Origin of the sequence: Trinickia diaoshuihuensis (genome assembly GCF_003390925.1) — a bacterium.
GTDB classification, from domain to species: Bacteria; Pseudomonadota; Gammaproteobacteria; order Burkholderiales; family Burkholderiaceae; genus Trinickia; species Trinickia diaoshuihuensis.
This window is the reverse complement of the sequence record NZ_QUBS01000081.1, coordinates 22,022-42,905: the sequence shown is the minus strand read 5'-3', so window position 1 is coordinate 42,905 and position 20,884 is coordinate 22,022. Positions and strand designations below refer to the sequence as shown.

Annotated in this window: 21 protein-coding genes; 5 read left to right on the top strand and 16 right to left on the bottom strand. The window is 64.3% G+C overall.

Features of this window, described 5'->3' with window-relative positions:
* Positions 1 to 10 precede the first annotated feature (10 nt).
* Entirely contained in the window at positions 11 to 1,651 is a 1,641-nt protein-coding gene (groL, locus tag DXT59_RS18480; protein ID WP_116138316.1) for a chaperonin GroEL, read from the top strand.
* Positions 1,652 to 1,740: 89 nt separating this feature from the next.
* Here the strand turns inward: groL and DXT59_RS18475 are convergent, their stop codons facing one another.
* From DXT59_RS18475 to DXT59_RS18400, 16 genes are all read right to left on the bottom strand, one after another.
* The gene (locus tag DXT59_RS18475; protein WP_116138315.1) at positions 1,741 to 2,517 is read right to left on the bottom strand and encodes an ABC transporter ATP-binding protein; all 777 of its coding nucleotides are present in this window, start codon (positions 2,515 to 2,517) and stop codon (positions 1,741 to 1,743) included.
* Complete coding sequence (locus tag DXT59_RS18470) at positions 2,514 to 3,359, bottom strand: ABC transporter permease (protein ID WP_116138314.1); 846 nt, start codon at positions 3,357 to 3,359, stop codon at positions 2,514 to 2,516. The genes DXT59_RS18475 and DXT59_RS18470 overlap by 4 nt, the downstream gene beginning before the upstream one ends.
* Positions 3,360 to 3,370: 11 nt before the next feature.
* Entirely contained in the window at positions 3,371 to 4,327 is a 957-nt protein-coding gene (locus DXT59_RS18465) for an aliphatic sulfonate ABC transporter substrate-binding protein (protein ID WP_240324591.1), read from the bottom strand.
* Between the two features lie 332 nt (positions 4,328 to 4,659).
* Positions 4,660 to 6,702 carry a family 2A encapsulin nanocompartment cargo protein cysteine desulfurase gene (locus DXT59_RS18460; protein WP_116138312.1) on the bottom strand — a complete coding sequence of 681 codons (2,043 nt, stop codon included), beginning with the start codon at positions 6,700 to 6,702 and terminating at the stop codon, positions 4,660 to 4,662.
* Positions 6,677 to 7,609, bottom strand: coding sequence for a family 2A encapsulin nanocompartment shell protein (locus tag DXT59_RS18455; RefSeq protein ID WP_116138311.1), 933 nt, complete (start codon positions 7,607 to 7,609; stop codon positions 6,677 to 6,679). Before DXT59_RS18455 ends, DXT59_RS18460 begins: the two co-directional genes overlap by 26 nt.
* Positions 7,610 to 7,704: 95 nt before the next feature.
* Entirely contained in the window at positions 7,705 to 7,971 is a 267-nt protein-coding gene (locus tag DXT59_RS18450) for a helix-turn-helix domain-containing protein (protein WP_116138310.1), read from the bottom strand.
* Positions 7,968 to 8,918: a serine O-acetyltransferase EpsC gene (epsC, locus tag DXT59_RS18445; protein ID WP_116138309.1), complete on the bottom strand. Its 951-nt coding sequence runs from the start codon at positions 8,916 to 8,918 to the stop codon at positions 7,968 to 7,970. The genes DXT59_RS18450 and epsC overlap by 4 nt, the downstream gene beginning before the upstream one ends.
* 112 nt (positions 8,919 to 9,030) lie before the next feature.
* Positions 9,031 to 9,498 carry a rhodanese-like domain-containing protein gene (locus DXT59_RS18440; RefSeq protein WP_116138308.1) on the bottom strand — a complete coding sequence of 156 codons (468 nt, stop codon included), beginning with the start codon at positions 9,496 to 9,498 and terminating at the stop codon, positions 9,031 to 9,033.
* Between the two features lie 110 nt (positions 9,499 to 9,608).
* Positions 9,609 to 10,313 (bottom strand): amino acid ABC transporter permease, encoded by a 705-nt coding sequence (locus DXT59_RS18435; RefSeq protein WP_116138307.1) that lies wholly within the window; start codon positions 10,311 to 10,313, stop codon positions 9,609 to 9,611.
* Entirely contained in the window at positions 10,310 to 11,050 is a 741-nt protein-coding gene (locus tag DXT59_RS18430) for an amino acid ABC transporter permease (RefSeq protein ID WP_116138306.1), read from the bottom strand. The genes DXT59_RS18435 and DXT59_RS18430 overlap by 4 nt, the downstream gene beginning before the upstream one ends.
* Positions 11,051 to 11,079: 29 nt before the next feature.
* Entirely contained in the window at positions 11,080 to 11,898 is an 819-nt protein-coding gene (locus DXT59_RS18425) for an ABC transporter substrate-binding protein (RefSeq protein ID WP_116138305.1), read from the bottom strand.
* Between the two features lie 154 nt (positions 11,899 to 12,052).
* The gene (locus tag DXT59_RS18420) at positions 12,053 to 12,793 is read right to left on the bottom strand and encodes an ABC transporter ATP-binding protein (protein ID WP_116138304.1); all 741 of its coding nucleotides are present in this window, start codon (positions 12,791 to 12,793) and stop codon (positions 12,053 to 12,055) included.
* 54 nt (positions 12,794 to 12,847) lie between these two features.
* Positions 12,848 to 13,717, bottom strand: coding sequence for an ABC transporter ATP-binding protein (locus tag DXT59_RS18415; RefSeq protein WP_116138303.1), 870 nt, complete (start codon positions 13,715 to 13,717; stop codon positions 12,848 to 12,850).
* A gap of 10 nt (positions 13,718 to 13,727) precedes the next feature.
* On the bottom strand, positions 13,728 to 15,551 hold the full coding sequence (locus DXT59_RS18410) for an ABC transporter permease (protein ID WP_116138302.1): 1,824 nt from the start codon (positions 15,549 to 15,551) through the stop codon (positions 13,728 to 13,730).
* Between the two features lie 26 nt (positions 15,552 to 15,577).
* Positions 15,578 to 16,699, bottom strand: a complete 1,122-nt coding sequence (locus tag DXT59_RS18405; protein ID WP_240324590.1) for an ABC transporter substrate-binding protein — start codon at positions 16,697 to 16,699, stop codon at positions 15,578 to 15,580.
* A gap of 76 nt (positions 16,700 to 16,775) precedes the next feature.
* Positions 16,776 to 17,075, bottom strand: coding sequence for a hypothetical protein (locus DXT59_RS18400; RefSeq protein WP_116138301.1), 300 nt, complete (start codon positions 17,073 to 17,075; stop codon positions 16,776 to 16,778).
* Positions 17,076 to 17,119: 44 nt separating this feature from the next.
* Here DXT59_RS18400 and DXT59_RS18395 point away from each other — a divergent pair, with 44 nt between their 5' ends.
* The 4 genes from DXT59_RS18395 to DXT59_RS18380 are packed head-to-tail and all read left to right on the top strand — an operon-like array spanning position 17,120 to position 20,802.
* The gene (locus DXT59_RS18395; RefSeq protein ID WP_116138300.1) at positions 17,120 to 18,121 is read left to right on the top strand and encodes a LysR family transcriptional regulator; all 1,002 of its coding nucleotides are present in this window, start codon (positions 17,120 to 17,122) and stop codon (positions 18,119 to 18,121) included.
* A gap of 23 nt (positions 18,122 to 18,144) precedes the next feature.
* On the top strand, positions 18,145 to 19,626 hold the full coding sequence (locus tag DXT59_RS18390; protein WP_116138648.1) for an NAD(P)-binding domain-containing protein: 1,482 nt from the start codon (positions 18,145 to 18,147) through the stop codon (positions 19,624 to 19,626).
* A gap of 34 nt (positions 19,627 to 19,660) precedes the next feature.
* On the top strand, positions 19,661 to 20,230 hold the full coding sequence (locus tag DXT59_RS18385; RefSeq protein ID WP_116138299.1) for a CMD domain protein: 570 nt from the start codon (positions 19,661 to 19,663) through the stop codon (positions 20,228 to 20,230).
* Positions 20,227 to 20,802 carry a peroxidase-related enzyme gene (locus DXT59_RS18380; RefSeq protein ID WP_116138298.1) on the top strand — a complete coding sequence of 192 codons (576 nt, stop codon included), beginning with the start codon at positions 20,227 to 20,229 and terminating at the stop codon, positions 20,800 to 20,802. The genes DXT59_RS18385 and DXT59_RS18380 overlap by 4 nt, the downstream gene beginning before the upstream one ends.
* Positions 20,803 to 20,884 lie beyond the last annotated feature (82 nt).

Here is a 20,884-nt window from a genome sequence, read left to right as displayed (position 1 = left end):
AGAATCGAACATGGCAGCCAAAGAAGTCGTCTTCAGCGACAACGCACGTTCCAAACTGGTAGAAGGCGTGAATCTGCTCGCCAATGCGGTGAAGGTCACGCTAGGTCCGAAGGGCCGCAACGTGGTGCTAGAACGCAGTTTCGGCAGTCCCGCGGTGACGAAGGACGGCGTGTCCGTGGCCAAGGAAATCGAGTTGGCCGACAAGTTGCAAAATATCGGCGCGCAGCTCGTCAAGGAAGTGGCCTCGAAAACGAGCGATGCGGCCGGCGACGGCACGACCACCGCGACGGTGCTCGCACAGGCCATCGTGCGCGAAGGCCAGAAGTACGTCGCGGCAGGCCTCAATCCGCTCGATCTAAAGCGCGGGATCGACAAAGCCGTCGTGGCGGCCGTCGAGGAGCTGAAAAAGATCAGCAAGCCGACGACGACCAGCAAGGAAATCGCCCAGGTCGCAACGATCTCGGCGAACGGCGAAGAGTCGATCGGCCAGCGCATTGCGGAAGCCATCGACCGCGTCGGCAAGGAAGGCGTGATTACCGTCGAGGACGGCAAGTCGCTCGCCGACGAACTCGATGTCGTGGAAGGTCTGCAATTCGATCGCGGCTACTTGTCGCCCTATTTCATCAACAATCAGGATCGTCAGCTCGCCGTGCTCGAAGAGCCGTATGTCCTGCTGCACGATAAGAAGATCTCGAACATTCGCGATCTGTTGCCGTTGCTCGAACAAGTCGCGAAGTCGGGCCGGCCGCTGTTGATCATCGCGGAAGACGTGGAAGGCGAAGCGCTCGCCACGCTCGTCGTGAACAACATCCGGGGCATTTTGAAAACGGTGGCCGTCAAGGCACCGGGCTTCGGCGACCGGCGCAAGGCGCTGCTCGAAGACATCGCGATTCTCACGGGCGGCCAGGTGATCGCCGAAGAAACCGGCCTCACGCTCGAAAAAGCGACGCTCGCCGAACTCGGTCAAGCCAAGCGCATCGAGGTCGGCAAGGAAAGTACCACCGTGATCGACGGCGGCGGACAGAAGTCGAACATCGAGGCGCGGGTCAAACAGATTCGCGTTCAGATCGCCGAGGCGACGTCCGAATACGACCGAGAGAAACTTCAGGAGCGGGTCGCGAAGCTCGCGGGCGGCGTGGCCGTCATCAAGGTGGGCGGCGCGACCGAAATCGAAGTGAAGGAGAAGAAGGACCGCGTCGACGATGCGCTGCACGCCACGCGCGCCGCCGTGGAAGAAGGGATCGTGCCGGGCGGCGGCGTCGCGCTCATTCGCGTCAAACAAGCGATTGCCGGATTGCAAGGCGCGAACGCCGACCAGACGGCCGGCGTGAACATCGTACGCCGCGCGCTCGAAGAGCCGCTGCGCCAGATCGTTGCGAATGCCGGCGAAGAGCCCAGCGTGATCGTCGCCAAGGTCGCGGAAGGATCGGGCAATTTCGGCTATAACGCGGCCACGGGCGAATATGGCGATCTCGTCGAAACGGGCGTCGTCGATCCCACGAAAGTGACGCGCACCGCGCTGCAGAACGCGGCATCGGTCGCGAGCCTGCTGCTCACCACGGACGCGACGGTACACGAATCGCCAAAGGATGCCGCGCCTGCTGCGTCACCGGCTGGAGCCGGTGCCGGTGGTCCCGGCTTCGACTTCTAACCCCTCCACGGCTAATGTGCCGGCGCCCACTGGCGCCGGCGCGGCAGTCGTGCCGTAGGCACCCCGCGCTCGCCGCTCGTGTCGATGCCTTAAACCCGTTCCGCAGCGATTTCGAGGGATTGCTCGAACGAGGCGGCAAGGCGATCGAGCAAGGCGGACCGCAACGCACCGTCGCTTCGCGCTTGGCGGCTGCGCGGATACGGCGCATCCACCCGCAACTCGTGCACGATACCGCCGCCCGCGCCGTTTCGCCCCGTTTGCATCACGAGCACGCGATCAGAGAGCAGCAGCGCTTCGTCCACGTCGTGCGTCACCACGAGGGCCGCCATCTCATGCGCGCGGGTGATCTGCAACAGAAGATCCTGCAGACGCATTCGCGTGATGGCATCGACAGCGCTGAACGGTTCGTCGAGCAGCAGCACGCTCGGACGTGAAAACAGCCCGCGTGCGATGGCGACGCGTTGCGCCATACCGCCCGACAGTTCCTTCGGCCAGCGTCCTTGCATACCGGGTAAGCCGACTTCGGCCAGCAGCGCCGCGACGCGCTCGTCGGCTTCCCGGTGAGCGCGCAGCGGGAAACGAACGTTGCCCGCCACGTCGAGCCATGGCAACAGACGCGGTTCTTGAAAAACCACGCCAAGTTCCGGCGAGGGACCGTCCAGGGGCAGGCCGCACAGCCCGACCGAACCGTCGAAGTCGCGATCGAGCCCTGCCGCGATACGCAGCAGCGTGCTCTTGCCGCAACCGCTCGGACCGAGCAAGCTCACGATCTCGCCGGGGTGCACGACGAGCCGCGCGCCCTTCAGCACTACGCGACCGCCGTACCGCTTGAGCCGTACCTGTACATCGAGCAACGGATCGCTCATCGTCTTCCCTCCCCGGTATCCGTGTCGCGCCAGGCGAGAACGCGTGCTTCAAGTGCTTTCATCACACCGTCGGTCAGTTTGCCCATTAGCGCGAGCAGAAGGATCGCACCGAACACGATATCGGGCCGCCCGGTTTCGCGCCCGTCGCTCAACAGATAACCAAGGCCGCGCGTGGCCGCGATCAGCTCCGCGGCAACCACGAACATCCATGCCAGGCTCAGGCCCGTGCGCAGTCCCGTGAAGATTTGCGGAAGTGCCGCCGGCAACAGGATGCGCACCAGCATGCGCGAGGGACTCAAGCGGTAAACCGACCCGAGTTCCACGAGCTTGCGCTCGACGTTACGAATGCCCGCCACCACCGCCAGGTGAACGGGGAAGAATGCGCCGATCGCCACGAGCGCGATCTTCGGCGCTTCGTCGATGCCCATCCAAAGCAGCAACACGGGGACCCAGGCGAGCGACGGAATCGCGCGCAGCGCTTGAAACGACGGATCGAGGAGTGCTTCGAGCTTGCGGCTCAATCCCATCGCGGCGCCGACGAGCACCGCGAGCACCGTGCCGATACCGAAGCCCGCCAACACACGCAGCGTACTGGCGCCGATATGGCGCGCGAGATGCTCTCCGCCCATGTGCGTCAGCGTGCCGGCGATCATCGAGGGCGCAGGCACTAAGTTAGCGGGCAAAACCCCGAGACGAACCAGCAGTTCGATCGCGCCCAGAAACACCACAGGCAGCGCAAAACCGGCCCAATGCCAGAGCCGCGCGGTGGGTGCGGCACCCTCGGCCGGCCCTAAGCTCGATGCGCTCCTGCTGCGCGGCGCGAGCGCATCATCCATCGCCATCGTTCGATCCTTTACGGCGTACCCGTCGACGCGATCACTGCCTGAGCGGGCCCGACGTCGATCAGCGCATCGATGACCTGCTCCGCGTTCGTGCCCGGCTTCACCAACTGTTCCTGCGTGAGAATAGGCGCCGCGGCCTTCAGCGCGGCAATTTGCTTCGGTCCAGGCTGCGGCTGACTGAAATCGTTGCGGCTCAATTGCAGCTTGGCGACCGCCAGCGAAATCTTCGATTCGCTCGCGATGATTTGCGCGGTCTCGTCCGGATGCGCGGCGATCCAAAGCCGTGCCTTCTCATAGACCTTCAGCACGCGAGCAAGCGCGCCCGGGTACTGCTGGATGAAGTCTTCGCGCGCGTTTAGAAAGCCCCACGTATTGAAGTCCACGTTCCGATACAGGAGGCGCGCGCCGTTATCCACTTGCGCCGCGGCCATATGCGGGTCGAGCCCGGCCCATGCGTCCACCTGCCCGTTGACGAGCGCCGTGCGTCCATCGGGATGTTGGAGATTGACGATCTCCACGTCGTCGGCGGACAGGCCCGCCGTGTGTAACGCACGTAACGTGAACAGATGCGGGTCGGTGCCCTTCGTCGCGGCGATCTTCTTTCCCTTGAGCTGCGCGAGCGACTGAATGGTCGAGTCCTTGCGCACGACGAGCGCCGTCCACTCCGGTCTCGAGAAAATGTAAACGGTACGGATGGGATTTCCGTTCGCTTTGGCAAGCACCGCGGCGAGTCCCGCGCTCGAACCGATTTGGATCGCTCCGCTGTTCAAGTATTCGAGCGCTCGGTTACTCCCGAGGCTGAGCACCCACGTGACCTTCGTATGATCCGGCGCAAACGCTTGCTCGATCCAGCCGTAATGGCGGATCACGAGGCTTTCCGGCGAGTAATACGCGTAGTCGAGCTTCAGCTCCGCCGGGACGGCGTCCGCGGCATGAGCGACGCTCGACGCGATCGCCCCGAGCGTCATCGTGAAGACGATGGCGATAAACGCGGCAACGGCCGCCCGTGCGCGCGCGAAAGCGGCGCGCTTCGGTTGCTTCATGATGGTTCCCCGGTTTGGTCGGTTCTCTGGAGTAAGCGACGTGTGCCGCCCGATCGGACGGAATTGCGCATCAGACGAACGATGCTAACGGCCGTATCGGCATCGGCGAACTGATGTTTCGAGCGAAGGAAATGACGGTAGACGGATTGGGGTTCGCAACGCGTATTGGGGCGACGAACGCGCAATCGAACGTAGAGACGGGGGGAGGTCATCGAATCGACGACCTCCCCCCTTCAAAGACGGCCCGAGCGCGCGGCTCAGGCCCTACGTGCGGACAGATGCCGGATGACCGACACCATCGCATCGACCTCGTCGCACGTGTTGTAAAACGCGAGCGATGGACGCACGGTCGCTTCTAGCCCGAAACGACGCAGAATCGGCTGAGCGCAATGATGGCCCGAGCGCACCGCGATGCCCTCTTCGTTCAGCGCCCGTCCGACCTCCTCCGTTTCATAGCCCTTGAGCACGAACGACAGCACGCTCGCCTTGTCCCGCGCCGTACCCACCAGCCGCACGCCCGGCACCGGAGCGAGGCGGCTCGTCGCGTACTCGAGCAGGTCGTGTTCGTAGCGCCCGATGTTCTCGATGCCGATCCGCTCGACATACTCCAGCGCGGCCCCCAGTCCAACCGCGTCCGCGATATTGCCGGTACCCGCCTCGAAACGATTGGGCGGCGGCTGAAACACCGTACGCTCGAAAGTCACGTCCGCGATCATATTGCCGCCGCCCTGCCAGGGCGGCATATCGTCGAGTACGGCCCGCTTGCCGTAGACCACGCCGATACCGGTCGGCCCGAAAATCTTGTGGCCGGAGAACACGAAAAAGTCCGCATCGAGCGCCTGCACGTCGACGCGCATATGCGAGACCGACTGTGCGCCGTCCACGAGGGCCTTCGCGCCCGCTCGATGCGCGAGTTCGACGATCTCCCGCACCGGCACCACGGTCCCAAGCGCATTCGATACCTGCGTGACGGCCACGATTTTCGTGCGGCTCGAAAGCAGCTTGCGGTACTCGTCGAGGAGTACTTGGCCCGAGTCGTCGACCGGTATTACGCGCAGTATCGCGCCCGTTTGCGCGGCCAATTGTTGCCACGGCACGATGTTCGCGTGATGTTCCAGGTGCGATACGACGATCTCGTCGCCTTCGCCCACATTGCACACGCCCCACGTCTTCGCGATCAGATTGATGGCCTCGGTCGTGCCGCGCACGAACACGATCTCATCGGGCGATCCCGCGCCGATGAAGCGCTGCGCGATGGCGCGGGCATTCTCGTAGGCATCGGTCGCGCGACCCGCCAGCGCATGCGCGGCGCGATGGATGTTCGAATTCTCGTGCGCGTAGAAATACGCGAGGCGATCGATGACCGCCTGCGGTTTCTGCGTCGTCGCGGCATTGTCGAACCAGACCAACTGCTTTCCGTTGACGCGTTCCCGCAGGATCGGGAAATCGCGGCGAATCGCGTTGACGTCGAACGGCGGGTGCGCAGCCGGAACGGCCGAGCCCGCGCCATGCGAGCGAAGCGCGGCGTGCTCGCCGTCGAGAAAGTACGGCACGTTGGCGGGCGCTTGACGATGCGGCTCGACACCCGGTTTGAAGCGGTGGATAGACAACAGCGAACGCAAATCGTCTTCGGCGGGCAACCCGAACGATTGCGGCGCGAGCGCGCCCGACGGCACGACGATGTCCTGCGCGGGGCGCTGCCAGCCATGTTCGGGGGCACCGATGAAGTAATAAGGCGCACTTGGCGCGGCCGAATCCGACGCAGCCGATGCCGCCGCGGGGCCTTCAGTCGCAACGGCCGGCGAACGCGTCTGCGGCGGGACGCCGAGCGCGGCACCGCCCACGCGCGGCTCGAGCGCGGGCGCAATGGTGGCGACGTTATCGGGCACGCCCGTTTGCGCGGCGGCGTGCGGCGTCAAAGCCGGTGCGCGGTTGCCGAGCGCAAGCACATGCGTGGGCGCGGACGGCAAGAGATTGGCGCCCGGCACGCGCCCCGCGGGCAGCGAGGCTCCCGGCACGCCGGTGCCGGTACCACCGGGACCGGCAAGCGGCGACCCGGCCGGCGCCGGATTGGTGACCGTCGACAGGACCGGCACGGCGGCCGGCCATGCGGACGGCAGGCCACCTATGGCCGAGGTACCTTGCTCCGGCGCGACGTTGCCCGGCAGCGTCGAGAAAAATGCATTGGCAAGGCGGGCAATCGCATCGGCATCGGGAAGCCCGGTCGGCACCGTGGCGGAGGGAACGTCGCCCACTGCGTCGCCTGCGCGCAGGTTACCGGTAGGTGTCAGGGTAGTCATGGTACTTGCCGATCTCCACGTCATCGAGCACCGCGAGTGCATCGGGCGAATGAACCGCGAGCGAGCAATACAGCGAGATCAGATACGACGCGATCGCCTGATTGTTGATGCCCATGAAGCGCACCGACAGCCCCGGGCCTTGCTCGCCCGCGACACCCGGCTGATACAGACCGACCACGCCTTGGCGCTTGTCGCCCACGCGCAGCAGCAAGATCTTCGTCTTGCCGTCGGCGACGGGAACCTTGTCCGACGGAATCAGCGGAATGCCGCGCCAAGTGAGGAACTGCGACCCGAACAGATTGACCGTCGGCGGCGGCACGCCGCGACGCGTGCATTCGCGGCCGAATGCGGCGATGGCAAGCGGATGCGTGAGAAAGAACGCCGGCTCCTTCCAGACTTTCGTCAGCAATTCGTCGAGGTCATCGGGCGTCGGCGCGCCCGTCAGCGGAAAGACGCGCTGTTCTTCATCGACGTTCGCGAGCAAGCCGTAGTCCGGATTGTTGATGAGCTGGCTCTCCTGCAACTCCTTGATCGTCTCGATCGTCAAGCGAAGCTGTTCCTTGATCTGATCGTGCGGGCTGCTATAGAGATCGGACACGCGCGTATGCACGTCGAGCACCGTGCTCACGGCATTGAGAAAGTATTCGCGCGGATTTTCTTCGTAAGGTACGAAGGTTGTCGGCAGCGTTCCTTCGTCTTCGCGTGCCGTGCAGGCGGCGCGCACGGCTTCGGGATTCTTCACCTGGTTTAGGCGATAGATGCCCGCTTCGACGGGGACCCATTGCAGCAGATGCGTCAACCAACGCGGCGTAATGGTGGAAAGTTGCGGGACGGTCTTGGTGGCATTGGCGAGTTGCCGTGCTGCGTTATCGCCGAGCGCGGTCGGGCCGCTCACGATCGTCGACATTCTGAGGCTCCAGGTCGATAGAAGACATGCGGGAATGCTTATTAGCGCTGGGAATTATCGAGAGCCTCAAAATACCGTTCAACATGCTATAGCCGTCACCGGCCGGTACTGCCCGGGAACGCGGGGGCGGGCGCGACCGCCGCTGCTTCGGGCGGCACGCCGAGCAGCGTCGCGATGGGAACGTCGAGCGCGCGGGCCAGTTTGTCGACCGTGACGATCGACGCGATCGCCGTGCCGCGCTCGATTTCGCCGACATACGAGCGGTTCAATCCCGCGTGCTCCGCGAGCTGCTCTTGCGACCAGGCGTGCGCCTCGCGCAGTGCACGCACCGCGGCCCCGAAGTTCCGAACGAGCGTGGTCATGAGTGCGCTCCCGCCGCCGCTGCGGCGAGCACGGCGCCCGCGGCCCGGCTCGATTTGCTGCGCAAGCTGGCCTGCGTCACGTGGGTGCCCGGTGCGACGTCCTGCGTAATCCACACGTTGCCGCCGATCGTCGCACCGCGGCCAATCGTCACGCGGCCGAGGATCGTCGCGCCGGCGTAGATGACGACGTCGTCCTCGACGATGGGATGACGCGCGAGACCCTTTTCGAGGTGACCGTCTGCATTGAGCGGAAAGCGCTTGGCGCCGAGCGTCACCGCTTGATAAACGCGCACGCGCTGCCCGATGATCGACGTTTCGCCGATCACGACGCCCGTGCCGTGGTCGATAAAGAAACCTGCGCCGATCCGCGCGCCCGGATGGATGTCGATGCCGGTCTGCGCGTGCGCAAGCTCGGCCACGATACGCGCCAGCAACGGCAACCCCAACCCGTAGAGCTCATGCGCCAAACGGTGATGGATCATGGCGAGTACGCCGGGATAGCAAAGCAGCACCTCATCGACGCTACCTGCCGCCGGATCGCCGTGATATGCCGCGATCACATCGCTGTCCAGCCGCGCGCGGATTTCGGGCAAGCGCTGCGCGAACGCGCGCACGGCTTGCAGCGCGCGCGCCTCCACAGCGTCGCTGTCTTTGCCCTCACGACGCGCGATGTACTGCAATTCGAGCCGGGCCTGCGCGAGCAGGCCGTGCAATGCGGCGTCGAGCGCATGGGCGACGTAGAAGTTCTCGCTATCCTGACGCAGGCTCGGCGGCCCGAGCCGCATCGGAAAGAGCACGCCCTTCAGGGCGTCGAGCACTTCCGACAACGCATCGCGCGAGGGCAAGTCGCGGCCGCCCGGCTCCAGCGCGCGCTTTTGCTCGTCGCGCCATCGTTGCCGAACCGTATGGAGCGATCCCACGATTGCATCGATATCGAATACGGCCACAGGCTGATCTCCTTATGATTCATCGTCGGCAAGTGGCTGAGCAAGACCCGTCCGCAACGCATCGCACCTGCCATCCCCGTGATGCATCCGAACGATTCACCGCACGCGCGCGCTAATCCTGCACCCACGGCAGCGCGTGAAAGCGCCAACCGTTTTGGCGGCCGCGGTGCTGCGCGTCGTCGAGCGCGCCTTCGAAACCTTCGAGGACGTTGAACACATTCGCGAAGCCGGCCTTCGCCGCCGCTTCCGCCGCGAGCGCCGACCGGTTGCCGCTGCGGCACAGCAACAACAAGACCGCTTCCTTGCCTGTCTTCGCCTCGAGTTCGCGCACGAAGCGCGGATTGCGCGTCAAGCTCGTTCCGGTCGCCCAGGGCACGTGCACGCTGCCCGGCACATGACCGACGAACTTACGTTCCTCGGCGGTACGGACGTCGACCAACACCGCACCGCCCTGCGAAAACAAGGCCCATGCATCGCGCGGCGCGACGCCGCCGCCATAGGCCAGCCCTTCTTTTTCCGCCTGTTCGCGTGCCGCTGCGAGCACGGTTTGGACCGGCCGCTCTTCGAGTACTGCTGCCATTGCGCCTCCTGAGGTCGTTGCTTGGATAAATCAGCGCCAAGCCGTCTATAGCCATCAGGAAACGATCATGCCCGCGCGCCGATCCACGACGAACCAATAAATTTTCATTTCTAAAGAAGCGCGGCGTGCGCGCGATTGGCCCCCGGCCGGCGATCGAGCACACGTGCCGCGCACCATTGCATGGCCGAGCAAAGCAGCAGATAGACGAATCCGACGAATAAGAAGATCTGGGCCGGATAGACCATCAGACGATTGTTCACTTGATTGGCAAGAAAGGTGAACTCCGGGACGCCGACGATATAAGCCAGCGACGTGTCCTTGATCAACGACACCCACTGGTTCACGAACGATGGCGCCATCATCCGAACCGCCTGAGGCAGCAACACATGACGCAGGGCCTGCCAGCGCGTCATGCCCAGCGATAGCGCGGCCTGCTGTTGCCCTCGCCCCACCGCCGCGATACCGGCATGCACCGAGTGCGAGAGATAGGCGCCGCCGATCAATGCCAACGCACACATGACGGTTGCGATTCCCGGCGCGTCGATATGCAGCAACATCGGCATCAGGAAGAACGTCCAAAAGATCAGCATCAGCACCGGAATGGCCCTGAAGAAGCCGACGATGGCGGTCATCGCCAGATGGAGCGCGCCGCGCGTCATCGACAGCGCGATGCCGCCGGCGAGTCCCACGACGGCGGACAGCAGCGCCGATACGATCGACATCGCGATCGTCAGCGCCGCGCCACCGAGCGGCCCCTCGGGAAATGTGCCGAGCAGCAAGTAGCGCAACGTCGGCCACCATTCGAACGTGCTCATGCCTGCTCCCCGTGCCAGCCTGGAGCGCCGCGGCGCTTCAGCACGAGCAGCATGGCTTCGATCGCCGCGATGGTGACGATATAGAGCACGGTCGCGGCGCCGAACGCCTGAAACGTTTTGAAGGTTTCGGTGTCCACCTGACGGGACGTATAGGAGAGTTCCGCGAGACCGATCGCCATGGCGAGTGACGAATTCTTCACGATATTCATGTATTGACCGGCAAGCGGCGGCGTGGCGATTCGCAGCGCTTGCGGCAGGATCACGTAACGGAAGATGGCGAACGGCGTCAGCCCAAGTGCCGCCGCGGCCTGATATTGCGCCGGCTTCACGCCGCGGATACCGGCCCTGAACTCCTCGCCGATGAACGTGGCCGAATAGCAGGTGAGTCCAACCCACGCCGCCACGAACTCGAACGACGGCCAGGTGAGCGTAATGGGCCCCAAGTTGAACGAATGCGCGCTATTGAGCCACCCCATCCAGTTTGGCGGCAGCAGCGTGGCCGCGCCGAAATACCAGAAGAGCAATTGGACCAGCAGCGGCGAATTGCGGAACACGAGCACGTACGAGGCAGCCCCGCGCGCAACGGCGTGGTTTCGCACGATGCGCGGATCGAGCGCGAGCGCCAGCACGAACCCGGCCAGCGTCGCCGTAACGATCACGCAACCCGACAATGTCAACGTCGTGAGAAAACCGCGCGCAAGCCATTCGGCGTACTTCGGCGCCAGCCAGCCGTTCATTCGATATTCTTCTATTCGGGGCTATGAAATCAGCTCTTTTGCGGATCGCCGATCTTGAACAAGCGCGGCAACGGTGCGGGACTTGCCGGACCAAACCAATGGTTGTAGATCTTTCCCGCGGTGCCGTTGGCCTCGAGTTCCTTGAGCGTGCCGTCGACGAACGTCACGAGCCGCGTTTCGCCCTTGGGCACGCCGACGCCTTCGTAGTCGTTCGATATCGTGAACGGCGAGACTTCGTAATTGGCCTTGTCCGGCACATTGGCGAGCAGCGCCACGAGCTTCGGGCCGTCTTGTGTAATCGCCTGCACGTTGCCCGCGCGCAGCGCCGCGAACGCGAACGGCGTGTCGTCATAGGCCACGATCGTTGCGCCCGGGAACTGCGCGCGCACCTGCTGCTCGTTCGTCGTGCCCTTGTCGGCGCCGATGCGCAAACTGTTCAATTGCTGCGGGTTCTTGAGAAAGCCTTTCTTCGCGATGAACTGCGTGCCCGACGCGAAATACGGCGTGCTGAAGTCGACTTCCTTCTTGCGCTCGTCGGTAATCGTGAAGTTCGCAAAAACCAGATCGACCTTGCCCGATTTCAGAAACGCAATGCGGTTCGCCGGATTGGTCGGCTGGATTTCAAGCTTCACGCCGAGCTTACCGGCAACGGCGCGCGCGTAATCCACGTCGAGGCCGACGATCTGGTTGCTCTTCGGATCGACGAAACCGAACGGAGGATTGCTGTCGAACGTTGCGACGCGTAGCACGCCCGCCTTCTTGATGTCGTCGAGACGATCGGCATGCGCAACGCCGGAGACGGCGAGCATCAACCCCATGACCGCGGCGCCGAGATATTTGATTTTCATGTGGACAAACCCTTTTTGATATTTTTTGCCTTACCGCGTGCGCCGTGTCGGCATGCTCCGCGTGCAACGAGCCGTGACTTTAGCAATGGCATGCTTTGCAGTGAACGAAAAAATCGTCACGAGCAAAGCGGCGCCGGTCATATGCAGCGCATCGTCAAGACGCCGTTTCCGCAGCCAGCGCGCCGCCCAAATAGGCGTCGCGTATCCGTTGGTCGCCGAGCAAGCTGCGCGCATCGCCCGATAGCACGACCCGCCCTGTTTGCAGCACATACCCACGGTGCGCGATCTGCAGTGCGAGACTCGCGTTCTGCTCCACCATGAAGAAGGTCACGCCTTGTTCGTTCACGGTGCGGATCAGTTCGAGGACCTTATCGACGTAGAGCGGAGAAAGCCCCATCGTCGGCTCGTCCATGCAGACGAGCGACGGCCGGCTCATCAAGGCGCGCGCCATCGCCACCATCTGCTGCTCGCCGCCGGAAAGCGTGCCGGCGCGCTGGGCGAGCCGTTCTTTCACGCGCGGAAACAGGTCGAGCATGCGCTCGTAGTCGTCGGCAATGCCGTCGCGATCGCCGCGCGAGAACGCGCCCATCAGGAGGTTCTCGCGTACGGTCATGTCGCTAAACAAACGACGCGCCTCCGGCACCGATGCAATGCCGCGCCGAATGATTTGCGCTGTCGGCATTCCCTTCAACGATTGCCCCCCGAACACGACGTCTCCAGAACGCGGCTTGTGCAGCCCGAGGATCACCTTCATCGCCGTCGACTTCCCGCTCGCATTGCCGCCGAGCAGGCACACGATTTCGCCGCGCGGCACCGCGAGGCTCACGCCGAAATGGACTTGGCTTTGTCCGTAGAACGTATCGATGCTGTCGAGTTTGAGCTGAATATCCGTCATGGCGCGTGTCGCGTAAGACTATGTTGGGCGTGCGATCGCTCGCGGGCAGGCGGCTCAGGCCGCGGCGTGCACTGGGTGGCCGGTCTGCCGGCCGAGATGGCGGTGCCCGAGATACGCCTCGATAACGAGTGGGTTGTCGCGGACTTCCTCGGGCATCCCCGATGCGATCTCGCGCCCGTCGTCGAGCACGATCACCCGGTCCGAGAGACGCATCACGAGGTCGAGCTTGTGTTCGATCAAGAGAATCGTGAGCCCTTCGCGCTTCAGTTCGAGCAGGAGCTCTTCCATCTGCGCCGTCTCGGATTCGTTCATCCCCGCGGTCGGCTCGTCGAGCAGCAGGATGCGAGGATGAAGCATCAGCGCGCGGGCAATTTCGACACGCCGCCGGTTGGCGTATGACAGGCTGTGCGCGGGCGCATCGATGCGCGGCAACAGCCGCGTGCCGAAGCGCGCGAGGACGCGCTTCGCTTCGTCGCGCAGACGCTCCTCCTCGTCGCGTACTGCCGCTCTTGGCGCAAGCGCGCGGAACACCTCGGCAATCGCGCCGATCAACGGCAAGCCGGGCCGCGCGACGGTAAGACGCGAGTGCGCGCCGATCAACACGTTGTCGAGCACCGAGAGGTTGCCGAACACGCGCCCATGCTGGAAGGTACGCGCCACGCCGCGTCTGGCGAGGTCGTCGGGCGGATAGCCCGTCACGTCTTCGCCGTCGAATCGCACGATGCCCTCGTCGGGTTTGTCCGTTCCGGCGAGCAGATTGAACAGCGTCGATTTGCCCGCGCCATTCGGTCCGATCACGCTCACGCACTCGCTTTGGGCGACGTCGAAACTCACTTCGTTGACGGCCGTGAGGCCGCCGAAACGGCGTGTTACATGCCGAACGTCGAATAAGATGGGACGCCCCTCGTTGCCGGCAATCGTCATCGCACTCTCCTCAAACGGTACCGAACAGCCCCTGCGGGCGGAAACGAACGAGCAACAGCAACACCACGCCGTAGACCAGCATCCGGTAGTCGGCTGCGAAGCGGATCAGTTCGGGAAGCCCCACGAGCGCCACGGAGCCCACTATGGCGCCCGGCACGTTGCCTAGGCCCCCGAGGATCACCATCGTGAGGCCAAGAATGGAGACCTGGGAATCGAACGTTTGGTAGTTGATGTAGCTGTACAAGTGCGCGGCGATCGCCCCGCCGATACCGGCCGACAAGCCGCCGCACGCAAACGCGATCGCCTTGTAGCGGTTCGGCCTCACGCCGTATGCGCGCGCGGCGACGTCGTCTTCGCGAATCGCGCGCCATGTGCGCCCTAGGTGCGAGCGCAACAGCCGCAGTTGCAGCCACGCCAGTACGACGAGCACGGCAAGCGTGAACCAGTAGGCCGAGCGCGCATCCGATAGCGGCCGGCCGAAGAGCGATAACGGCGCGATGCCGGTCACGCCGATCGGTCCGCGCGTCAGGCCGTCCCAGTTGAGGATAACGAGCCCGACGATCTCGCCGATCCCGAGCGTCGCGATCGACACATAGTGCCCGCGCAGTCGAAACGACGGATAGACCAAAAGCGTACCGATGGCTGCCGTCATGCCGCCGGCCAGCACGATCGTCAACACGGGCGACCAACCCAGATTCCCCGAGAGCAGCGCCGACGCATACGCGCCGATCAACAACAGCGCGGCATGCCCCAGCGAGATCTGCCCGACGGTGCCCGCCACGAGCGTGAGGCTCAACGCCAGCAATCCGAACACCCAGCCGTTCGTCAGCGTCTGCAACAGATAGGGGAACGGGGCCGCGAGCGGCAACGCGAAGGCGATCGCAACGAGCACGCCGACTATGCGCGGCGAGAGACGCACCGCTTGCCGGTTCGAGAGAAAGGTTCCCGTCAACGGTTCGGGCGGCAAGCGGCGGTTCGCACTGAACAACCCATTGGGACGCAGCACGAGAAACAGCAATAACAGCGCGAAGGCGAACAAATCGCGATAACTCGTGCCGAACAGCGCAACGCCATAGCTCTCGACGAGACCGAGCAGCAGACTGCCCGCGATCGCGCCGGGCACGTTGCCGAGGCCACCGATCAACAACGCCACCACGCCTTTTAGCGTCGCCTGAAAGCCCATCGCGGGATCGATGCTGTTGTAGTACATGCCGACCAGCAGGCCGCTGAGTCCGCCGAGGCCGCATGCGATGGCGAACACCGTGCGGTTCACCGCATGCACGTTCACGCCCATCTGCTGGGCGGCATCGCGATCCTGCGCGGTCGCTCGCACGGCCCAGCCGAGCCGCGTGAAGCGCAGAAACGCGTACAGTACGGCGGCCGCGCCGACGCCGATCGCCGCGATCAGCAGATCCAGCGAGTTCAGCGATGCACCGCCGATCGTCACGGCCCATTGGGGCAACGAGCCGGGCACGGCGCGCGGATCCGGGCCAAACACGATCTGCGCCAGTTGATCGAGCACGAAACTGATGCCGATCGTTGCGAGTAGCGGCGCAATGCGCGCGGCGCCCTGTAGCGGCCGCAGACCGATACGTTCGATAGCGATCCCGAGCAGCGCGCAGCCGGCTACCGTGGCGAGCAATGCAACGGGCAGCGGCAAGCCCAACCGCGCGAGGCACAGCCAGCCGATGAAGCCGCCCGCCATATACACCGAGCCGTGTGCGAAATTGATGAGGTGCGAGACGCCGAAAATCAACGCGAGGCCGACGGCAAGCAGCGCATAGATATTGCCGACGATAAGCCCGTTGATGGTGTAGTCGAACCACGCTGCCATGACAAAGCCTCGATCGATGCGGTGGATTACTGAGCGTGCGGCGCGCTCGCGCCGTCCCACAGCGCGAACTTGCCGCCCTTCACGACGAGGTCGAGATTCTTCGCGCCGGCCACGCGGCGCGTTTGCGGATCGAAGCGGAATTTGCCGAAGATCACGCTCGGTACGTTATCGATCTTTGCAAAGCCGTCATGCACGCCGCCGCGCGTCGCGCCATACCGGCGAATCAGTTCGGCCGCGAGCGTCATTGCGTCGTAAGCCCGCGCTGCGAACGTATCCGGATCCGCGTTGTAGCGGGCGCGATAACGCTGCACGAAGCTTTGCACTTCGGGGCGCGGATCGCCGGGGAAGAAGTTCGATTCCGTGTAGACACCGTTGACCGCTTCGCCACCTAGCTCGATGAACTTCGGCGAGTACACGGAGCCCACCGCCGCGATGGGCTCGCGCACGCCCGAGGCGCGTGCTTGGCGAACGATCTGCGCGCCGTCGGAGTAGTACGAGATCAGTACGATCGAATCCGGCGAGGCGCTTCTCACGCGCGTCAGCGTCGCGCGAAAGTCTTTTTCGTTGGGTTGATAACCCTCGGCTGCGACGATCTGCGCGCCGTTGGCCGCCGCGGCTTTGGCAAAGATGTCCTTGCTCGTGCGGCCCCAGTCAGTGTTCAGGTAGAGCACGGCGATCTTGCGGAAGCCGAGCCCTTTAGTGACGTAGTCGGCCAGCAAGGGCTGCTCTTCAGCCTGGCTGATCGCGGTGCTCCACATAAAATCACCGCCCTTCGTGAAGTCCGGATGCGAGTTCGTGAAACCGAACTGCACGAGTCCCGCGCGCTGATAGATAGGCGACGCGGCCATCGAGGCGCCGCTCGACAAATCGCCCAGCTCGAGCAGGATGCGCTTGTCGTCGACGAACTTTTGCGCGATGGCGACAGCCTGGCGCGGGTCGCTGCGGCTATCTTCGAAGTCGTACGCGAGCGGATGACCGTTGATGCCGCCGCTCGCGTTGATTTGCTCCAGCGCGAGGTCGAAGCCGCGCTTCCATTGCTCGCCGTATTGAGCATCCTGTCCGCTCAACGGGCCGGTCACGCCAACCCAGTACGGATCGCCGGCCGCATGCGCCACGTTCGACTGGACGAGCGGCCAAGCAGCCGCCATGCTCAAGGCCCAGGCCAACAACACACGATGCAACGGACGGCCCGGTTTTACCTTCGACTCTATCGACATGTTGATCTCACGCATTCCAATGATGATGTGATGCGATGTAACCATGTCGGCCGAAAGCAACCCAAACAAGATAAGCGACGATCGATATTCGCTTTTCGATGAAATGCTTATCGGAATAAGAGCAATGAACGCTTCGATCCGGCGCCTCGTCATTCTTGTATCCCAGCAATTCCTTATTGGACAAGGGTTTGCGCACCGCACTGCGTTGCCATTCGACGGCAATCCGCCACCATGCAATGCGTGGGGCTTGGCCCTTTCGTGCCGATTCCGCCTTTCGATAGCCGAATTTATTATAAGAATTGCGCATACAACGGCCCCTACAATGCGTGCAACACATGGGTGGATGAGCACATGGAGTTGCATCAGCTAGAAGCATTTTCGGCCGTCATGTCGGCGGGCAGTATCACCGGGGCCGCGCGTCTGCTCGGCCGCTCGCAACCGGGCGTATCGCGCACGATTCAAGACCTCGAGCACGAGATCGGCTACGCGCTGTTCGACCGCAACGGCCCTCGCGTCGCCCCGACCGACCGCGCGTTTTTGCTCTATGCCGAAGTGGAGCGCGCGCTAGTCGGGCTCGAACGGATACGCGCTAGCGCGCTCGCCATCGGACGCGACGAAGCTCCGCCGCTACGCATCGCCGCGACGCCCGCGCTTGCCGCGGCGCTCGTCCCCCGCGCATTGGCCAAGATCGAGGCGCATATTGCGCCTTGCGAAACGCACGTGCGCAGCGCATCGGCCGAGCAGGTCGTGCAGGCACTGCTCTCGCGCGCGGTGGATGTCGGCATCGCGACGCTGCCGCTCGACCATGATGCGCTGCGGCTGCACTACGTCATCGAAGCGCCGTGCGTGGCGGTCGTCGGCCGCAACGATCCGTTGGCCGCGGCGCCCATCGTCAAGTGGAGCGACCTCGCACCGCGCCGCATCGCGACCGTCGCGAACCTCTACCGCTTGCGCCGCCGCATCGACCGGGCATTCGAGTCCGCTGGGTTCGCCCCGGCCATCGTGCTCGAGAGCAACGCATCGCTGAACGCGGTCATGGCCGCGCAAGCGAACTTCGCGGTGGCCGTCGTCGATCCGGCCACCGCGTTCGGCACGCCGGTGGAAGGCGTGGTCGCGCGGCAGCTCGACGTGCACATTCCGTTTTTCTACGGCGTGGCGACGTCGGCGGACAAGGCACGCTCGCCGGCGCTCGATGCGCTGATCGCCGCCATCGACGCTGTCTCGCATGAGCTGCTGCCGGGCGCCACGCGCCACGAAGCCGGCCAGCACGACACGCTATTGTCCGAACCCGTCAAAAAGCCCGCAAGGAACAGCAAACGTTCGACGCGGCACACGGCTGGAGCCGAAGTATGAATGCAACCAACGGAACGCAAACGATGGCCTCCGGACTCGCCGCGCTCGAAGCGCGCCTTCGAGAAGATCTCTCCTGGCTCGACCTGCCTTCTCCCGCGTGGGTTCCGCCACGGTTCGCAGAAAACGAGCGCGTCCTCGATGTCGCGATCGTCGGCGGCGGCATGGCCGGGCTTACCGCCGCGGCCGAACTGCGTCTGCTCGGCATCGACAACATCCTGCTCTTCGATCAAGCCGGCGCGGGAGAAGAAGGCCCGTGGGTGACGTATGCGCGAATGAATACGCTGCGTTCCCCGAAACAGTTGACGGGCCCGGCGCTGCGCTTGCCCGCCCTCACCTTCCGCGCTTGGTACGAGGCGCAGTTCGGCCGAGCGCAATGGGACGCGTTGAACAAGATCCCGCGCGGACAATGGATGGACTATCTGCGGTGGTATCGCGACGTGCTGGCGCTGCCGGTAACGAACGACACGCGTCTCGCCCTTCTGGAGCCGCGTACCGATGGCCTTTGGACGCTGCATTTGCAGCCGGCGGCGGCCGAGCGCGCGGAAGATGCGGCGCGCACGCCAACCGTCCTCGCGCGACACGTCATCCTAGCCACCGGACGCGAAGGCCTCGGCGGCGCCTACCTACCGCCGATCGCCGGCACGCTGCCCGCACCCTTTTACGCGCACTCCTCGGACGCCATCGACTTCGACGCACTGCGTAACAAGCGCGTCGGCGTGGTCGGCGGCAGCGCATCCGCGTTCGACAACGCGGCGGTCGCACTCGAATCCGGTGCGGCGCGCGTCGACATGTTCATCCGCCGCAGCGACATGCCGCGCATCAATAAGCTGACAGGCATCGGCAGTCCGGGACTCGTGCACGGCTTCCAACATTTGCCCGACGAGTGGAAATGGCGCTTCCTGCACTATTCGGCGCAATCCCAAACGCCCGCGCCGCGCGACAGTGTGCTGCGCGTGACGCGCCATGCTCATGCGCACCTTCATCTCGGCAGTCCGTTGCTCGCCGCGGCCGTGGAGGGTGACGAGATCGTCCTCGACACGCCGAAGGGAACGTACGCGCTCGACTATCTGATCTTCGCGACAGGGTTTCATTCCGAGATCGACACGCGCAGCGAATTCGCGTCGATTGCCCCCCATGTGCGGCGCTGGCGCGATCGCTTCGACCCGAGCCCGGAACTCGCGAACGAAGAACTGGCGGCGTCGCCGGACCTCGATTCGAATCTTGCATTTCAGGAGCGTGTGCCGGGCAGTTGCCCGTCACTGCGCCATATCCACTGCTTCAATCATGCGGCGAGTCTGTCGCACGGCAAGGTCGCCGGCGACATCCCCGCGATCAGCGACGGCGCGCAGCGGCTCGCGCGCGGCATTGCCTCGTTGCTGTTCGATGCCGACCGCGAACAGCATTTCGCGGCCTTGCAAGCATTCGACAAGGCCGAACTGCTCGGAGACGAATGGACGGATGCCGACGCCGACATGTCGCGCCCCGTCGTCACGAGCGAATTGTGATTTAGCGACCGAAAAATCCATTACAGGAGGACACATGGCGATACCAGTCAATGAGCCGGTCATCAACGGCGATCTCGTCGGCACGCTCGCGGGCCTCGCTCCCGACGGCGCCGTCGCAGCGCTGCGTGCGGCGCGTGCCGATGTGACGAGCTTTACTCAAGGTAGCCACGACGCCCTATTCGATCGCAATGCAACGGGCCTCTCGCTCGAAGAACGCCTCGCCGCGGCCAGTTATGCGGCTCACGTGGCGGCGGCGCCCGACGTGGCGCGCGCTTATCGGGAACGTCTGCACGCAGTGCGGTCCGCAGCGGGCGATGAAACGTCGGCGCTTCTGGAACGGCTTGTGGCGAGCGGCGATGCACTCGGTGGACAACCCGCTTCGGCTTCCTTCGATGCTGGCGACAACCCGCGCATCAACGCAATCCTTTCGCACACCCACGCGCTGGCGCGACTCGAGCCGCCACCCGGCAAGCCCGCGCTCGCGCGTCTGCGGCAAGCAGGGCTCGGCACGCGAGAAGTCGTCGCTCTCTCGCAACTGGTTGCGTTCGTTAGCTATCAGGTACGGGTTATCGCCGGATTGCGCGCATTGGAGGCCACCGCATGAGCGCGCCGCACGCCTTCACTTCGGAAACGCTGGGATGGTCCGCGTGGCTCGACACCGTCGCACTGGCCGACGCTTCGCCTGGGCAGACCGCCGTCCTCGAAGCCAGTCATCCGCAGGCCAAGACCTCCGATTACTATCTGCTGCTCGTGCACGAGCCTGAGATCTTGCGGCAACGCTCGGGGGCATTCAACAGCATCATGTACGCGCCAGGCGGCCTGCCGCGCGCCGAGCGGGAGTTGGCGAGCACGGTCGTGTCGCGCGTGAACGGCTGCGTGTACTGCGCCTCCGTCCACGCGCAGCGATTCCAGCAGCTCGCGAAGCGCGACGACGTGATCCGCGAGATTTTTGCCGATCCCGAGACGGCCGGCACGACGCCGCGCGAGCGCGCGATTATCCGTTATGCGATCGATCTGACTTTGCATCCCGATGAGATCGGTTCCGCATCGATCGATGCGCTCATCGAAGCCGGGCTGACGCGGGCCGAGATTTTCGATCTGAACCATACGGTCGCAATCTTCGCGTGGGCAAACCGCCTCATGTTGACGCTCGGCGAGCCGGTGTTTCCGGATTGACACGGTTGTTGCTTCGGGGGCTGTCTATTTGCGCGCGGTACCAGCCGTTGCGCCAAGTAGCCTGCGACAGCCCTTGAAAGGC

What these genes read in the sequence shown, in the direction of transcription:
- groL (WP_116138316.1), top strand. Translation starts at nt 11, where the DNA reads ATGGCAGCCAAAGAAGTCGTCTTCAGCGACAACGCACGTTCCAAACTG.
- DXT59_RS18475 (WP_116138315.1), bottom strand. Translation starts at nt 2,517, where the DNA reads ATGAGCGATCCGTTGCTCGATGTACAGGTACGGCTCAAGCGGTACGGC.
- DXT59_RS18470 (WP_116138314.1), bottom strand. Translation starts at nt 3,359, where the DNA reads ATGGCGATGGATGATGCGCTCGCGCCGCGCAGCAGGAGCGCATCGAGC.
- DXT59_RS18465 (WP_240324591.1), bottom strand. Translation starts at nt 4,327, where the DNA reads ATGACGCTCGGGGCGATCGCGTCGAGCGTCGCTCATGCCGCGGACGCC.
- DXT59_RS18460 (WP_116138312.1), bottom strand. Translation starts at nt 6,702, where the DNA reads ATGACTACCCTGACACCTACCGGTAACCTGCGCGCAGGCGACGCAGTG.
- DXT59_RS18455 (WP_116138311.1), bottom strand. Translation starts at nt 7,609, where the DNA reads ATGTCGACGATCGTGAGCGGCCCGACCGCGCTCGGCGATAACGCAGCA.
- DXT59_RS18450 (WP_116138310.1), bottom strand. Translation starts at nt 7,971, where the DNA reads ATGACCACGCTCGTTCGGAACTTCGGGGCCGCGGTGCGTGCACTGCGC.
- DXT59_RS18440 (WP_116138308.1), bottom strand. Translation starts at nt 9,498, where the DNA reads ATGGCAGCAGTACTCGAAGAGCGGCCGGTCCAAACCGTGCTCGCAGCG.
- DXT59_RS18435 (WP_116138307.1), bottom strand. Translation starts at nt 10,313, where the DNA reads ATGAGCACGTTCGAATGGTGGCCGACGTTGCGCTACTTGCTGCTCGGC.
- DXT59_RS18430 (WP_116138306.1), bottom strand. Translation starts at nt 11,050, where the DNA reads ATGAACGGCTGGCTGGCGCCGAAGTACGCCGAATGGCTTGCGCGCGGT.
- DXT59_RS18425 (WP_116138305.1), bottom strand. Translation starts at nt 11,898, where the DNA reads ATGAAAATCAAATATCTCGGCGCCGCGGTCATGGGGTTGATGCTCGCC.
- DXT59_RS18420 (WP_116138304.1), bottom strand. Translation starts at nt 12,793, where the DNA reads ATGACGGATATTCAGCTCAAACTCGACAGCATCGATACGTTCTACGGA.
- DXT59_RS18415 (WP_116138303.1), bottom strand. Translation starts at nt 13,717, where the DNA reads ATGACGATTGCCGGCAACGAGGGGCGTCCCATCTTATTCGACGTTCGG.
- DXT59_RS18410 (WP_116138302.1), bottom strand. Translation starts at nt 15,551, where the DNA reads ATGGCAGCGTGGTTCGACTACACCATCAACGGGCTTATCGTCGGCAAT.
- DXT59_RS18405 (WP_240324590.1), bottom strand. Translation starts at nt 16,699, where the DNA reads ATGGCGGCTGCTTGGCCGCTCGTCCAGTCGAACGTGGCGCATGCGGCC.
- DXT59_RS18400 (WP_116138301.1), bottom strand. Translation starts at nt 17,075, where the DNA reads ATGCGCAATTCTTATAATAAATTCGGCTATCGAAAGGCGGAATCGGCA.
- DXT59_RS18395 (WP_116138300.1), top strand. Translation starts at nt 17,120, where the DNA reads ATGGAGTTGCATCAGCTAGAAGCATTTTCGGCCGTCATGTCGGCGGGC.
- DXT59_RS18390 (WP_116138648.1), top strand. Translation starts at nt 18,145, where the DNA reads ATGGCCTCCGGACTCGCCGCGCTCGAAGCGCGCCTTCGAGAAGATCTC.
- DXT59_RS18385 (WP_116138299.1), top strand. Translation starts at nt 19,661, where the DNA reads ATGGCGATACCAGTCAATGAGCCGGTCATCAACGGCGATCTCGTCGGC.
- DXT59_RS18380 (WP_116138298.1), top strand. Translation starts at nt 20,227, where the DNA reads ATGAGCGCGCCGCACGCCTTCACTTCGGAAACGCTGGGATGGTCCGCG.